This is a genomic window from Burkholderia sp. RF4-BP95 (genome assembly GCF_001521985.1).
GTDB lineage: Bacteria > Pseudomonadota > Gammaproteobacteria > Burkholderiales > Burkholderiaceae > Burkholderia > Burkholderia diffusa.
Genome location: NZ_LOSX01000027.1, coordinates 212,811 through 227,793, shown reverse-complemented (window position 1 = coordinate 227,793; position 14,983 = coordinate 212,811). Strand labels below are relative to the sequence as shown.

General features: G+C 63.6%; 10 protein-coding genes. 8 read left to right on the top strand and 2 right to left on the bottom strand.

What is annotated here, in order from left to right; all coding sequences use genetic code 11:
• The first annotated feature begins 78 nt into the window (after positions 1-78).
• The 5 genes from WS46_RS12120 (at position 79) to WS46_RS35275 (ending at position 6,882) form a co-directional block, all read left to right on the top strand.
• On the top strand, positions 79-1,011 hold the full coding sequence (locus WS46_RS12120; protein WP_059528223.1) for a MurR/RpiR family transcriptional regulator: 933 nt from the start codon (positions 79-81) through the stop codon (positions 1,009-1,011).
• Positions 1,012-1,013: 2 nt separating this feature from the next.
• Complete coding sequence (locus WS46_RS12115) at positions 1,014-2,495, top strand: amidohydrolase family protein (protein ID WP_059690657.1); 1,482 nt, start codon at positions 1,014-1,016, stop codon at positions 2,493-2,495.
• Positions 2,496-2,618: 123 nt separating this feature from the next.
• Positions 2,619-3,005: a RidA family protein gene (locus tag WS46_RS12110; protein WP_006751946.1), complete on the top strand. Its 387-nt coding sequence runs from the start codon at positions 2,619-2,621 to the stop codon at positions 3,003-3,005.
• 290 nt (positions 3,006-3,295) lie between these two features.
• Positions 3,296-6,094, top strand: coding sequence for a glycoside hydrolase family 19 protein (locus WS46_RS12105; RefSeq protein ID WP_257129978.1), 2,799 nt, complete (start codon positions 3,296-3,298; stop codon positions 6,092-6,094).
• Positions 6,095-6,213: 119 nt separating this feature from the next.
• Complete coding sequence (locus WS46_RS35275) at positions 6,214-6,882, top strand: hypothetical protein (protein ID WP_156443124.1); 669 nt, start codon at positions 6,214-6,216, stop codon at positions 6,880-6,882.
• Positions 6,883-7,073: 191 nt separating this feature from the next.
• Here WS46_RS35275 and queF read toward each other — a convergent pair whose 3' ends face one another.
• A complete protein-coding gene (queF, locus tag WS46_RS12100) occupies positions 7,074-7,898 on the bottom strand; it encodes an NADPH-dependent 7-cyano-7-deazaguanine reductase QueF (protein WP_059528217.1) in 825 nt (274 codons plus the stop codon).
• 12 nt (positions 7,899-7,910) lie between these two features.
• Positions 7,911-9,434, bottom strand: coding sequence for a threonine ammonia-lyase, biosynthetic (gene ilvA / locus WS46_RS12095; protein ID WP_059528215.1), 1,524 nt, complete (start codon positions 9,432-9,434; stop codon positions 7,911-7,913).
• Between the two features lie 576 nt (positions 9,435-10,010).
• Here ilvA and WS46_RS12090 point away from each other — a divergent pair.
• The 3 genes from WS46_RS12090 (at position 10,011) to WS46_RS12080 (ending at position 14,968) form a co-directional block, all read left to right on the top strand.
• On the top strand, positions 10,011-14,027 hold the full coding sequence (locus tag WS46_RS12090; RefSeq protein WP_059528212.1) for a DUF3683 domain-containing protein: 4,017 nt from the start codon (positions 10,011-10,013) through the stop codon (positions 14,025-14,027).
• 87 nt (positions 14,028-14,114) lie between these two features.
• Positions 14,115-14,558: an HIT family protein gene (locus WS46_RS12085; protein WP_059690656.1), complete on the top strand. Its 444-nt coding sequence runs from the start codon at positions 14,115-14,117 to the stop codon at positions 14,556-14,558.
• Positions 14,555-14,968 carry a gamma-butyrobetaine hydroxylase-like domain-containing protein gene (locus WS46_RS12080; protein ID WP_059690655.1) on the top strand — a complete coding sequence of 138 codons (414 nt, stop codon included), beginning with the start codon at positions 14,555-14,557 and terminating at the stop codon, positions 14,966-14,968. Before WS46_RS12085 ends, WS46_RS12080 begins: the two co-directional genes overlap by 4 nt.
• The last annotated feature ends 15 nt before the right edge of the window (positions 14,969-14,983 follow it).

Here is a 14,983-nt window from a genome sequence, read left to right as displayed (position 1 = left end):
ACATGCAGATGGTACAGAAAGTAGCATCGGCGCGGTGATGTTATTTAGTAACACGAGGCGCCCGATCCTTTTCAGCAGATGAATTCGTCCGCCACTCCGTCCGCTCCGTTCGCAGCCGAATCGGCTTCGGTCGCCCAGCCGGTCCTCGACATCGTCGCGCGGATCGCCGAATGCGCGCCCGAGTTGCGCGAGGCCGAACGCAAGGTCGCCGCATTCATCCTCGCCGATCTCGCGCGCGCCGCGCATGCGAGCATCGGGGCGCTCGCGCGCGACGCGGGGGTCAGCGTCGCGACGGTCACGCGTTTCGCGAAGGCCGTCGGCTGCCGCGACGTGCGCGAACTGAAGGTGCTCGTCGCGCAGGCGGCGGCCGTCGGCCAGCGCTTTTTCGTGCCGGCCGACGAGCATCCCGAAGAAGACGCGAGCCCCGCATCGGTCGTCTACGACGAAATCCGCGTGGCGCTCGCGCACAATCACCAGCTGCTGCGCAACACGTCGTTCGACGCGGCGGCCGACCTGCTCGCCGGCGCGAAGATGATCTACGTGTACGGGCAGGGCGGCGGCTCGACCGCGCTCGCCGACGAATTGCGCTTCCGGCTCGTGCGCTTCGGCCGGCCGGTCGCGAGCTACCAGGACAGCCTGCTGCAGCGGATGGTGGCGGCGACGCTGTCGCGCGACGCCGTGGTCGTCGCGCTGTCGGTGAGCGGGCGCGTGCCCGAGCTGCTCGAGAGCTGCCGTCTCGCGAAGCGCTACGGCGCGAAGCTGATCGCGATCACCGCGCCGGCTTCGCCGCTCGCGAAGCTTGCCGACCATCTGATCCCGGTCGTCGCGTTCGAAACCGATTTCATTTACAAGCCTTCGACGTCGCGCTACGCGATGATGATGGCGATCGACGTGCTCGTCACCGGAGTCGCACTGCGGCTCGGCGATGCGGGCCGAGAATCGCTGCGCCGCATCAAGCATGCGCTCGATGCGCACCGCGGCGGCGGAGACCGTCAACCGGTAGGAGACTGACCATGCATTCGCATCCCGAAGCCGCCGATACGCTGATCGTCGGCGCGCAGCTGTACGACGGCACCGGCGCGCCGCCCGTCACGCGCGACGTCGCGATCCGCAACGGCGTGATCGCGGCGATCGGCAATCTGTCGAACTGGCTCGCCGAGACCGTCGTCGATGCGAACGGCCGCGCGCTCGCGCCGGGCTTCGTCGACGTGCACACGCACGACGACACGCACGTGATCCGCGCGCCGGAGATGCTGCCGAAGATCTCGCAGGGCGTGACGACCGTGATCGTCGGCAATTGCGGGATCAGCGCGTCGCCGGTGACGCTCGCGGGCGATCCGCCCGACCCGATGAACCTGCTCGGCGATCGCGACGCATTCCGCTATCCGACCTTTGCCGCCTATGTCGCGGCCGTCAACGACGCGCGTCCGGCCGTGAACGTCGCGGCGCTCGTCGGGCACACCGCGCTGCGCAACAACCAGATGGACCGCCTCGACCGCGCGGCGACCGACGGCGAAATCGCCGGAATGCGCACGCAGCTCGAGGAGGCGCTCGCGAACGGCGCACTCGGGCTGTCGTCGGGCCTCGCCTACGGCTCCGCGTTCGCGGCGCCGGCCGAGGAGGTGATGGCGCTCGCCGAACCGCTCGCGAATGCGGGCGCGCTGTACACGACGCACATGCGCACCGAGTTCGACGCGATCCTCGACGCGATGGACGAGGCTTATCGCGTCGGCCGTCACGCGCAGGTGCCGGTCGTGATCTCGCACCTGAAATGCGCGGGCCCGTCGAACTGGGGGCGCAGCACCGAGGTGCTCGCGTCGCTCGAAGGCGCGCGCCGCTACCAGCCGGTCGGCTGCGACTGCTATCCGTACAGCCGCAGCTCGTCGACGCTCGACCTGAAGCAGGTGACGGGCGACATCGACATCACGATCACGTGGTCGGAGCCGCATCCGGAAGTCGCGGGCAAGCTGCTGAAGGCGATCGCGGCCGACTGGGGCGTGACCGAGCAGGAGGCCGCGCAGCGGATCCGCCCGGCCGGCGCCGTGTACCACAACATGTCCGAGGACGACGTGCGGCGGATCCTGTCGCATCCGGCGACGATGGTCGGCTCGGACGGCCTGCCGAACGATCCGCTGCCACACCCGCGACTGTGGGGCGCATTCCCGCGCGTGCTCGGCCATTACGTGCGCGACACGAACCTGCTGCCGCTCGAGGAAGCGATCCGCAAGATGACGTCGCTGTCCGCGCGCCGCTACGGGATCGCGCGGCGCGGCGAAGTGCACGTCGGCTACCACGCGGATCTCGTGCTGTTCGATCCGGCGCGCGTGATCGATGCCGCGACGTTCGAGAAGCCGCAGCAGCCCGCGCACGGGATCGACGCGGTGTGGGTGAACGGCGTGCTGACCTACGAGAACGGCCAGCCGACCGGCGCGCGCGCCGGCGGTTTCGTCGCGCGCGGCGAGCGCGTGCCGGCGAGCGCCGACGCCGCGTTCTGAACGCGGTCCCGATCCGATTTGCCGCGTGCGCCATGTCGGCGCGCGCATCCGCAACCGTGCGTTGCATGGGACCGGCGCTGGCGCTTGCGCGCCGATGCCGGTCGACAATCAAGGAGTGAAACGATGAAGCGATATGGCGTGGGCGAAGCGAAGGGTACCGGCGGCCAGGTGATGCCGTTTGCACGCGCGGTCGAGGCCGACGGCTGGCTGTACGTGTCGGGCCAGACGCCGATGGTGAACGGCGAGGTCGTCGAAGGCGGGATCGTCACGCAGTCGAAGCAGACGATCGAGAACGTGATCGCGATCCTGAAGGAAGCCGGCTACGGCCTCGAACACGTCGTGCGCTGCGGCGTGTGGCTCGACGACGCACGCGATTTCGCGTCGTTCAACAAGGTGTTCGTGTCGTACTTCGGCGAGCATCCGCCGGCACGCGCGTGCGTGCAGTCGAGCATGGTCATCGACTGCAAGGTCGAGGTCGATTGCATCGCTTACAAGGCGCCGGCGAAGTAACGCGGCGAGGGCGAATTGTTGTGCAACGAGGCCGGCGCATTAACGTGCGCCGGCCTCGTTGCGTTGAGGCGCTTTCGATGGATTTCTGATCAGTTGCGTTTGATGCTGGAATTTTGCGGTTTGTAACAAAGCCGCTCTGAGCAGTGGGGAGGGCGCGACGCTTTCGTTGGGCAGGAAGAGCCGAGGTTGGGATGTTGTTCAAGAATAGCGTCGACAGTTTCGGTTAAACCAGATCCGAGTACGCGTTGTATGGTCTGGTCACGCTAAGGATTCCCTGAATAAATCAGATCGTGACCGACAAACCCGCACCGAAGAAAGCCTCACCAACTCCAGAGGCCACCAATGCCCGGTTGAAGCTACTGCCGTTTACATTTCCTTTCCTGCGCAAAGGACAAGGCAAATCCACGACTTCTTCACGATTTGCCGACGAGAACGAGATATACCGGCTACTCGCCGAACGAGAGCCTTCAGGCGCGTATCTCGTCAGTCGGAAAGGGATGTGGCACGGCGGCATCCACGTCACTGAGGCCGGCGCAGGGCAATCGCTGGACCTCGATGCGGGATTGCGCTGCATCGCTGACGGCGAGCTAGTCGCCTTTCGCATCGACAAGACCTATCCGGTCAGTGAGATCGCAACGGCAGATGGCGGATTGCCGTACGAGGCACCGTATAGCACGGGCTTCGCGCTGGTACGGCACACGATGGAGTTTCCGCGGGACACGAAGCTGACGTTTTACAGCCTATACATGCACCTGATGTCCTGGGAAGACTACACAAACTTCCCGAAGCGGGAAAAGCCGTCGTATTGGCCGCGGCAATGGCTGGTGACGCAGTATGCGCAGGATAAGCAGGCGTCAGGCCGAAGCGGGCAGGCTCCCGATCCGGCACAGCAGGGGCGGCGTATTCGCAAGACCCAGGGAGGGAGTCCCATCGCGATTCTGCCGCAAGGAGCCAACGTCGGTATCGGAAAGATTGAGACGAAGAACGGAAAGCAGTGGGGGCAGTTGACGGATCTTCGTGGGACGTCACTGTATCCACAGAAAGCCGGTGAATACGTCGAGCCGTCGAGTGCGATCGGTAAGTGGGTGTTTCTCGGCCAGGAAAACGGTGGTCCGGTCGCTGAAGAGACGGTTGAGGACGCTGTATTTGATCGGGTTGTCGTGACGACGGGCCAGGGCGCGGCAGGCAACACGCCCGGTATTCCAGTCAAGGCAGGAGACCTGATTGGGCACTTGGGGCGCTACGACGCGCTGAACCAGTGTAGTTCGGGAACCCGAATGGCACACATTGAAGTCTTCTGCGATGACAGCATCCAGCCGTTCCTCGAAAAGGGGCGTGCATGGGTCAATCAACACAGCCCGAACAAGGAGGATTGGACGGCATTTGGCCTGCCATCCGAGCCGACGATCCTGCGGATCGCGCCGGGCACGTTGCTGTATCAACGTACTCAAGACAAGAAAAAATTTGTTCCTGGTGTTGATCCACAGTTGAGAAAAACGGGCGCCGTTCAGGTGTATTCGCTCGCCGAACTGGCGCGTGACCCGAATCGACGAGTCGCTGAGCCGCATCCGAATCCCGATCCGGGTTATCCGGTGAACTGGTGGCACGTTGACGGTGTGAATGCACAAGGTCAACCGATTGACGGCTGGGTGTGCGACTTCAACCACGCGGGCGGTCGGGTGACGCGGGAATTCGCGCAGAAGTGGATTGATTTCGAGTGCTTGGCGGATGCCCATGATCCGGCGCATACGATCTTTGCGACAACGCAGGGGTGGGTTGATTATGCGAGCGGAGCCAATGTTGACGACCTTGCTTCGCGTTCGAAGCTCAGTCCGTTGATGCTTAAGGTGTATGACGCCCTGATTACCAGAGGCGATGGTGAGCATGCGGCTGACGAGCTATGTGCGCTGTCACGGACCGAGCGTGGTGGATATCCGTGGTTGATGCAGGCGGCGTCCCGATTGATTGTTAAGCATGAGAGCGAGTGGGCGAATCCGTCGAAATGGAAGCAGTTGATCACCGAGTTGGAAAAGCAGACGGGGCCGAAGTCGCAGCATGAGGAAGAGCAGAAGCGGATCAAGAAGCTCGCATGGTGGGATGACGTCAAGGCACGTATCCCGGGTTTCCCTACGACGGATGTCTTTCACCTTCACCCAATTGCACTGCGAGCCAACTTTGCCTCAACTCCCGACGCGTGCCAGTGCGGCTGCTGTTACGAGGAGGTATTTCAGATCACTCGCATGGGATCCAATTATGGCCCAGTTTACTGGGGCTCCAAGCCGATGGCAAAGTCGACGGTGCTGGGTGATATGGTGAGTGCCGGGGAGTTGTCCTCAAGTGAACAGAGGATACTTGTTGCCATGTCTGAAAACGAAGGAAAGTTGGATGCCGTACAGTCATATGACAGCGAAGTCGTAACTGCAGGGGCAATGCAAAAAACGATTAATTCATATGGAAATGGAGAATTTCCTGAGCAGGTTGCACAGTTCAAAAAATTCAACGAAGCTGACTATCGAGATCTATTCGAACGATGCGGGTGGATGGTCGATGGGGCTGGACCGACGGCTACCATGTACTATTCTCATCCGATACTTACTGGGGGAGAAAAAATTACTGGAGACGGCTTGAAAAAGCTTATCAGAAACGGGTGTTCGAAGAGTAGTTTCAAGTCTAGGATCAAGAATGAACCCCTGGCGGCCATTGTTCATGCGATTTCTAGCAGATCATACGAAAAACGCCAGTTGATGGATTTCGTTGACCGTCTAAGAAATATAGTATTGCCCACTGTTCCGGCGCGTTATTCGCGCACAGTTGGCGAATATTTTGCATCGGATCTCGGCCGTGCAACGGCGCTGGATCAAAGTGTAAACAGGCCGTCTTACGTCGGACCAGACATCGGCAAGGCGCTAGATACATTCTTCTCCCGTCACCCATCTATTCCAAGAAATCCGGACGAATGGGGAGATAGTCGTGCGGATTACGAATATGAAATATTGGAAATATACGGTCCGGATAGGCGGATGGCAAAGGTCGGTGGCGTGAGCGTTGCTCCCGCAAGATATTCATCACTCAAGAGCGGGCTTTCTTAAAGGAGGTGTCGTTGAATTTTATTCGATTTGTTTTGGTTAAATGTTTGTCGGTGGCTGCGATCGGATACTCGCAAATATGCCACGCGAGCGCGGATCGCATACCTCTTGTGGGTGGTGCCATGCTTGTATTCTCGGCGCCGTTGACGTCTAATGAGAAAAAAATCTTTGGATCCGGATGGAAGGTTGCAACATATACAAGCGTGGGAGGGGATAAATTCAATCTTTTCCCGCTGGAGAAGTTAACTCGAGAAGGGGGGGTAATATTTGGAGATTATCTGAACCTAAGAGTATCTCCTGCTGGGGAATACGCTGTTATAGACATAATCAGGGCTGGCTTTGTAGATCCCGGCATGTCCGGGAAGCCAGAGGTTCAGAGTAGACAATATTGTCCAGTCTTGGAAACAAAGACTGGTTGTATTGTGAGCAACCAGTCTGGCGAACTGTGTGCTGGGCAGTGGGAGAGACAAAGCGATCATTGGATCGTTCCGGGGTTGATGGATGATGCAAGCAACGGAATGCTTAGTCATCAATTTAAAGATGCAAACGCTTTATGGAATGGATATGTAAATTCTGTTGGAAAACCATTTCATCTTTCAATTCGTGAGGAGATTTATTCGGGTTTGGGGGTTTATAATTTGATGGCATGCGATTTACCGAGGGCGGGTAATGTTGAGTCGTACAAAAACATTGCTGAGGAATTAAAAAGGGCTGGGGATGTTGTGGGGTCGGAGTATATTATGAAGAGGCTTCAAGGTGTGGCGGTTCAGCATAATCAGAATGGGTTGTGAAAAGCTCGAGGTAGGAATCCTGAGCATGTGTGCAGTCGAGTCTGGTGGAGAGGCTGCATCGCGTACAAAGCGTATGCGAAGTAACGCGACCGCGCTTCCCGCGCACAGGAAAACAGCCCGTTCGGCTTGTGCCGAACGGGCTGATTCGTTTGAGGTTCGCCGTGACTACCCGCGGCGTTCGCCGCCCTCCGTCACTGCCGCGCGGTCCGCGCGTTGTCCGGCATCGGCTGGTTGTAGTTCGTGCGGAACGGATTGATGTCGAGCCCGCCGCGGCGCGTATAGCGCGCATACACCGCGAGCTTCACCGGTTTGCACGCATGCAGGATGTCGAGGAAGATCCGCTCGACGCACTGCTCGTGAAAGCCCGTGTGATTGCGGAACGAGATGATGTAGCGCAGCAGCCCCGCGTGATCGATCTGCGGCCCGACGTAGTGAATCTGCACGCTGCCCCAGTCGGGCTGGCCGGTGACCGGGCAGTTCGAGCGCAGCAGGTCGGACACGAGCGTTTCCTCGACAGGCGCTTCGTCCTCGGCGGCCGACAGCAGCGACGGATCGGGTTCGTACACGTCGGTGTCGAGGTCGAGCCGGTCGAGCGACAGCCCGTCGAGCTCCTCCATCTCGAGCTTGCCGAAATCGTGCGGCGACACGAGCTGCACCGACACGCTCGCACCGCATGCGGCCGACACGTCGCGTTTCAGCACGTCGCGCACGGCGTCGACCGAGTCGAACTTCGATTGCGCGAACGAACCGAGATACAGCTTGAACGACTTCGATTCGACGATGTTCGGCGATTCGGCCGGCACGAAGAACGTCGCGACCGCGAGCTGCGGCTTGCCGCGCGCGTTGAGCCACGACAGCTCGTACGCGTTCCAGATGTCGGTGCCGAAGAACGGCGGCGCCGACGTGATGCCGAGCTGCTCGCGCGCGCCGGCGCGCGGGATCGGGAACAGCAGCGACGCGTCGTACTGCGCTGCGTAGACGGTCGCCTTGCCGAGCGGGGAATGTTCGGGATTCATTGCACGAAGCCTTTACGACAGGAAGAGGCGGTAAGCCGGATTGGCGCTCTCCTCGACGTACGGATAGCCGAGCGCCGCGAGGAAGCGTTCGAATTCGGCGCGATCGGCCTGCGGCACCTGCAGCCCGACGAGGATCGAGCTGTAGTCCGCGCCCTGGTTGCGGTAGTGGAACAGGCTGATGTTCCAGTCCGGCGCCATCGACGACAGGAACTTCATCAGCGCGCCCGGCCGCTCCGGGAATTCGAAGCGGAACAGGCGTTCGTCGAGCGCGAGCGGCGAGCGGCCGCCCACCATGTAGCGGATGTGTTCCTTCGACAACTCGTCGTGCGTCAGGTCGACGGTCTTGAAGCCGTGCGACTCGAAGTTCGCGGCGATTTCGGCCGATTCGCCGCGACGCTTGATCTGCACGCCGACGAAGATGTGCGCGGATTGCGCATCGGCGATCCGGTAGTTGAACTCGGTCACGTTGCGATCGCCGACGAGCGAGCAGAAGCGCTTGAAGCTGCCGCGCTCCTCGGGGATCGTGACGGCGAACACGGCTTCGCGCGCCTCGCCGACTTCCGCGCGTTCGGCGACGAAGCGCATCCGGTCGAAGTTCATGTTCGCGCCGGACGTGACCGCGACGAGCGTCTGGTTCTCGATGCCTTCGCGTTCCGCGTAGCGTTTCGCGCCCGCGACCGCGAGCGCGCCGGACGGTTCGAGCACGCTGCGCGTATCCTGGAACACGTCCTTGATCGCCGCGCACAGCGCGTCGGTGTCGACCGTCAGCACGCCGTCGAGGAATTCGCTGCAGAGCCGGAAGGTTTCCTCGCCGACGAGCTTCACCGCGGTGCCGTCCGCGAACAGGCCGACCTCGCTCAGCTCGACGCGCTCGCCCTTCTGCAGCGATTGCGCCATCGCGCACGAATCCTCGGCCTGCACGCCGAATACCTTGATTTCCGGCCGCACCGCCTTGACGTAGGCCGCCACGCCGGCCGCGAGCCCGCCGCCGCCGATCGGCACGAAGATCGCGTGAATCGGCCCCTGGTGCTGACGCAGGATTTCCATCGCGATCGTGCCCTGGCCGGCGATCACGTACGGATCGTCGAACGGGTGGACGAACGTGAGGTCGCGCTCCGCCTGCACCTTGACCGCGTGCGCGTACGCATCGCTGTACGACTCGCCCGCCTGGATCACCTCGACGCTCGGGCCGCCGTGCGCGCGTACCGCGTCGACCTTCACCTGCGGCGTCGTGACGGGCACGACGATCACGGCCTTGATGCCCATCCGTGCCGCCGAGAACGCGACGCCCTGCGCATGATTGCCGGCCGATGCCGTGATCACGCCGCGCGCGAGCGCGTCGGCCGGAATGTGCGCCATCTTGTTGTACGCGCCGCGCAGCTTGAACGAGAACACCGGCTGGTTGTCCTCGCGCTTCAGGTAAACGGGGTTGCGCAGTCGGGCCGACAGGTTGCGGGCGGGTTCGAGTTCCGTCTCGAGCGCGACGTCGTAGACGCGCGCGGTGAGGATTTTCTTCAGGTAATCGTGGGATGCCATGGGCGCTCGCGTGCAGTGCGGAAGCAGACGGTAAAGGATCAATGATAGCGCCAAGGGTCCGTCCGCACGCAAGCGGCATGCCGGGCGCGCGGTCACGGAAGCGCGTCGGCGGGCGTGTTTGCCGCGCGGAGCGTCCCCTTTTTACCGGGTTAACCGCGTGGTTACCGACCGGACGGACGGCGAATGCGGGCGCGAAATCGCGCCGAAGCAGGCCCGGCGCGGGTTGCGGCGAAAGCCCCACGACCTGTCCGGCGTCTCACGGGCGGGCCGATCATGGGTTAGAATTCCGTTTTGAATCAAGGATCGGAAGATGCAGAGGCACCCTCGGATCGCCCCGTTGAAGCCGACGCCGCGCGCAGCCAGCCCCGCGGCGGAGCGGCATGCGCGCCGCGCGCGATCGTGCTGATGGCTCCGAGTGCCGCCAGGCCCCGCCGGCCCGGAACGGTGAGTCCAGACCCGCTCCGGCCCCATGCGAGATAGTCGCGCGCCTGGCACCAGAACAGATTTCCCCAAGATTGCGCCTACGCGCTTGCCGACGCCCGTGCACGGTGTATCGGCCCTCCGAGTCGTCCGAACATGAACGCACCACAAGTTTTCGATCCGCATGGCGCGGCCGCCACCGTCGCCGCCGACCCCGCGCCCCGTCTGCGCGAGATTCCCTACAACTACACGTCCTTCTCCGACCGCGAGATCGTGATCCGCCTGCTCGGCGCGGAGGCGTGGTCGGTGCTCGACGAGCTGCGCGCCGAACGGCGCACGGGCCGCTCGGCACGGATGCTGTACGAAGTGCTCGGCGATATCTGGGTCGTGCGCCGCAACCCGTACCTGCAGGATGACCTGCTCGACAACCCGAAGCGCCGCGCGCTGCTGATCGAGGCGCTGAACCACCGCCTGACCGAGATCGGCAAGCGCCGCCGCGCCGACCTGACCGAGCACCGCGACGACGCGGGCCGCGAACGCGCCGGACGCGTCGAGATGCTGGAAGCCGCCGCGCAGCGCGCGGTCGACGAGTTCGCCGACGAATTCGACAAGATGGCCGACCTGCGCCGCCGTGCGACCAAGGCGCTCGGCCGCTGCACGCAGAAGGACAACATCCGCTTCGACGGGCTGTCGCGCGTGTCGCACGTGACCGACGCGACCGACTGGCGCGTCGAATACCCGTTCGTCGTGCTGACTCCCGATACCGAAGCCGAGATCGCGGGCCTGATCAAGGCGTGCTTCGAGCTCGGCCTGACCGTGATCCCGCGCGGCGGCGGCACCGGCTACACGGGCGGCGCGGTGCCGCTCACGCCGTTCTCCGCGGTGATCAACACCGAGAAGCTCGAACAGCTCGGCGCGGTCGAGCTCACCGAATTGCCGGGCGTCGCGCACAAGGTGCCGACGATCTTCTCCGGCGCGGGCGTCGTCACGCGCCGCGTGACGGAAGCGGCCGAAGCGGCCGGCTACGTGTTCGCGGTCGATCCGACCTCGCTGGACGCATCGTGCATCGGCGGCAACGTCGCTATGAACGCGGGCGGCAAGAAGGCCGTGCTGTGGGGCACCGCGCTCGACAACCTGGCCTGGTGGCGGATGGTCGACCCGGACGGCAACTGGCTCGAAGTCACGCGCCATGAGCACAACCAGGGCAAGATCCACGACATCGCGGTCGCGCGTTTCGAGCTGAAGTGGTTCGACGGCGCGTACGCGCCGGGCGAGAAGCTGCTGAAGAGCGAGATGCTCGAGATCGAAGGCCGCCGGTTCCGCAAGGAAGGCCTCGGCAAGGACGTCACCGACAAGTTCCTCGCCGGGCTGCCGGGCGTGCAGAAGGAAGGCTGCGACGGGCTGATCACGTCCGCGCGCTGGGTGCTGCACAAGATGCCCGCGCATACGCGCACCGTCTGTCTCGAATTCTTCGGCCAGGCGCGCGAGGCGATCCCGAGCATCGTCGAGATCAAGGATTACCTGTTCGAGACGTCGAAGCAGGGCGGCGCGATTCTCGCGGGCCTCGAGCACCTCGACGAGCGCTACCTGCGCGCGGTCGGCTATGCGACCAAGAGCAAGCGCAACGCATTCCCCAAGATGGTGCTGATCGGCGACATCGTCGGCGACGATGCCGATGCGGTCGCGCAGGCGACGTCCGAAGTGATCCGGATGGCGAACGGCAAGAGCGGCGAAGGCTTCGTCGCGATCAGCGCGGAGGCGCGCAAGCGCTTCTGGCTCGACCGCAGCCGCACGGCCGCGATCGCGAAGCACACCAACGCGTTCAAGATCAACGAGGACGTCGTCATCCCGCTGAACCGGATGGGCGAGTACACCGACGGCATCGAGCGGATCAACATCGAGCTGTCGCTGAAGAACAAGCTGCAGCTGGTCGACGCGCTCGAAGCGTTCTTCCGCGCCGGCAACCTGCCGCTCGGCAAGACCGACGACGCGAACGAAATCCCGAGCGCCGAACTGCTCGAGGATCGCGTGCAGCAGGCGCTGGAGCTGCTCAAGCGCGTGCGTGCGCGCTGGGAATTCGTGCGCGACCGGCTCGACCAGCCGCTGCGCGAGGCACAGCACTACCTTGTGCAGCTCGGCTACGAGGCGCTCGCCGAGAAGTTCGCCGATCGCGCGGACGATCAGCCGGGCGCGACCGTGTTCCACGTCACGCAGGACCGCACGGTCCGCATCTCGTGGAAGCAGGAGATCCGCGCGGAGCTGCGCGCGATCTTCAACGGCGGCGCGTTCAAGCAGATCCTCGACGAGGCGCAGGCGATCCACAAGCAGGTGCTGCGCGGCCGCGTATTCGTCGCGCTGCACATGCACGCGGGCGACGGCAACGTCCACACCAACATTCCGGTCAACTCCGACAATTACGAGATGCTGCAGGATGCGCACGCGGCGGTCGCGCGCATCATGACGCTCGCACGCTCGCTCGACGGCGTGATTTCCGGCGAACACGGGATCGGCATCACGAAGCTCGAGTTCCTGACCGACGACGAGATCGCAGAATTCCGCGCGTACAAGCAGCGCGTCGATCCGAACGGCCGCTTCAACAAGGGCAAGCTGCTCGACGGCGCCGACCTGCGCAACGCATACACGCCGAGCTTCGGGCTGATGGGCTACGAGTCGCTGATCATGCAGCAGTCCGACATCGGCGCGATCGCCGATTCGGTGAAGGACTGCCTGCGCTGCGGCAAGTGCAAGCCGGTGTGCGCGACGCACGTGCCGCGCGCGAACCTCCTGTACAGCCCGCGCAACAAGATTCTCGCGACCTCGCTGCTGGTCGAGGCATTCCTGTACGAGGAACAGACGCGCCGCGGCGTGTCGATCAAGCACTGGGACGAGTTCAACGACGTGGCCGACCACTGCACGGTGTGCCACAAGTGCGCGACGCCGTGCCCGGTGAAGATCGACTTCGGCGACGTCACGATGAACATGCGCAACCTGTTGCGCAAGATGGGCAAGAAGAAATTCAACGCCGGCAATGCGGCCGGCATGTTCTTCCTGAACGCGACCAATCCGCAGACGATCAACGCCGCGCGCAGCGTGATGATGGGCGTCGGCTACAAGGTGCAGCGCTTCGCGAACGACATGCTGAAGAAGGTCGTGACGAAGCAGACCCAGCATCCGCCGGCGACGGTCGGCAAGCCGCCCGTGGTCGAGCAGGTGATCCACTTCGTCAACAAGAAGATGCCGGGCAACCTGCCGAAGAAGACGGCGCGCGCGCTGCTCGACATCGAGGACAACAAGATCGTGCCGATCATCCGCAACCCGAAGTCGACGACCGTCGATTCGGAAGCGGTGTTCTACTTCCCGGGCTGCGGCTCCGAGCGCCTGTTCTCGCAGGTCGGCCTCGCGACGCAGGCGATGCTGTGGGAGGCGGGCGTGCAGACCGTGCTGCCGCCGGGCTACCTGTGCTGCGGCTATCCGCAGCGCGGCTCGGGACAGTACGACAAGGCCGAGAAGATCGTCACCGACAACCGCGTGCTGTTTCACCGGGTCGCGAACACGCTGAACTACCTCGACATCAAGACGGTGGTCGTGTCGTGCGGCACCTGCTACGACCAGCTCGCGGGCTACGAATTCGACAAGATCTTCCCGGGCTGCCGGATCATCGACATCCACGAGTTCCTGCTCGAGAAGGGGATGAAGCTCGACGGCGTGACGGGCACCCGCTACATGTATCACGACCCGTGCCATACGCCGATCAAGACGATGGACCCGGTGAAGCTCGTCAACGAGCTGATGGGCACGGAGAAGGACGGCTACAAGATCGAGAAGAACGAGCGCTGCTGCGGCGAATCGGGCACGCTCGCGGTCACGCGTCCGGACGTGTCCACGCAGGTCCGCTTCCGCAAGGAAGAGGAAATCCGCAAGGGTGCCGCGAAGCTGCGCAGCATCCCGGTCGTGGCCGGCGACACGCCGGCGCCCGCCGCGAACGGCCCGGACGTGAAGATCCTGACGAGCTGCCCGTCGTGCTTGCAGGGCCTGTCGCGCTACAACGAGGACGCGAACCTCGAGGCCGACTACATCGTGGTCGAGATCGCGCGCCAGGTGCTCGGCGAGAACTGGATGGCCGATTATGTCGCACACGCGAACAATGGCGGGATCGAGCGCGTGCTGGTCTAATGCGGGCATGACGACCGCCCGGCCGGGCGAGGGATGAGAGCGGGCGCCTGCGCTGAAGCGCCGGCGCCCGTCCACATGGGAGCGACGATGGAATGCGTGTTTTGCCGTGAAGACGGCGGCGAGGTGCTCTGGCAGGACGATGCGCTGCGCGTCGTGCTTGCGACGGGCGAGCACGACTACCCGGGCTTCTGCCGGGTGATCTGGGGCACGCACGTGGCCGAGTTTTCCGATCTCGGCGAGCCCGAGCGGGCACATCTGATGCGCGTGGTCTACGCGGTGGAGCGGGCAGTGCGCCGCGTGATGCAGCCGAACAAGGTGAATCTCGCGAGCCTCGGCAACATGGTGCCGCACGTGCACTGGCACGTGATCCCGCGCTTCCCCAACGACGCCCATTTCCCGCAGCCCGTCTGGGCGCCGCGCCAGCGCAGCGTGTCCGAGGCACTGCTGCGCACGCGCGCGGCGCAGGCCTCGCTGCTGCACAATGCGGTGCGCGAGGAAATTCAACGCATGACCGATTCGAGGCAGCCATGAGCGGTTTGACTTCCACGACGCCGATTCCGTCCGGCGTCGTCGTGCACGCGGTGTCGCGCGTGCTCGAATTGCAGTACCCGAGCGGCGAGAGCTACCGGATTCCGTTCGAGCTGATGCGCGTCTATTCGCCGTCGGCCGAGGTGCGCGGCCACGGGCCCGGCCAGGAGACGTTGCAGACTGGCAAGCGCGAAGTGACGATCACCGCGCTCGAGGGCGTGGGCAACTACGCGCTGCAGCCGACGTTCTCGGACGGCCATTCGACCGGCATCTACTCGTGGGATCTGCTGTACGAACTGGCGACGCAGCAGGACGCGCTGTGGCGCGACTATTTCGACAAACTGAAGGCGGCGGGCGTCGAGCGCGACGCGCCGATGCAGGCGGCTCCCGCGCCGCACGGCCACTGCCACTGAAATCGACGGCGCCCG

Coding starts and splice junctions, on each gene's coding strand:
- WS46_RS12120 (WP_059528223.1), top strand. CDS start 79: ATGAATTCGTCCGCCACTCCGTCCGCTCCGTTCGCAGCCGAATCGGCT.
- WS46_RS12115 (WP_059690657.1), top strand. CDS start 1,014: ATGCATTCGCATCCCGAAGCCGCCGATACGCTGATCGTCGGCGCGCAG.
- WS46_RS12110 (WP_006751946.1), top strand. CDS start 2,619: ATGAAGCGATATGGCGTGGGCGAAGCGAAGGGTACCGGCGGCCAGGTG.
- WS46_RS35275 (WP_156443124.1), top strand. CDS start 6,214: ATGCTTGTATTCTCGGCGCCGTTGACGTCTAATGAGAAAAAAATCTTT.
- queF (WP_059528217.1), bottom strand. CDS start 7,898: ATGAATCCCGAACATTCCCCGCTCGGCAAGGCGACCGTCTACGCAGCG.
- ilvA (WP_059528215.1), bottom strand. CDS start 9,434: ATGGCATCCCACGATTACCTGAAGAAAATCCTCACCGCGCGCGTCTAC.
- WS46_RS12090 (WP_059528212.1), top strand. CDS start 10,011: ATGAACGCACCACAAGTTTTCGATCCGCATGGCGCGGCCGCCACCGTC.
- WS46_RS12085 (WP_059690656.1), top strand. CDS start 14,115: ATGGAATGCGTGTTTTGCCGTGAAGACGGCGGCGAGGTGCTCTGGCAG.
- WS46_RS12080 (WP_059690655.1), top strand. CDS start 14,555: ATGAGCGGTTTGACTTCCACGACGCCGATTCCGTCCGGCGTCGTCGTG.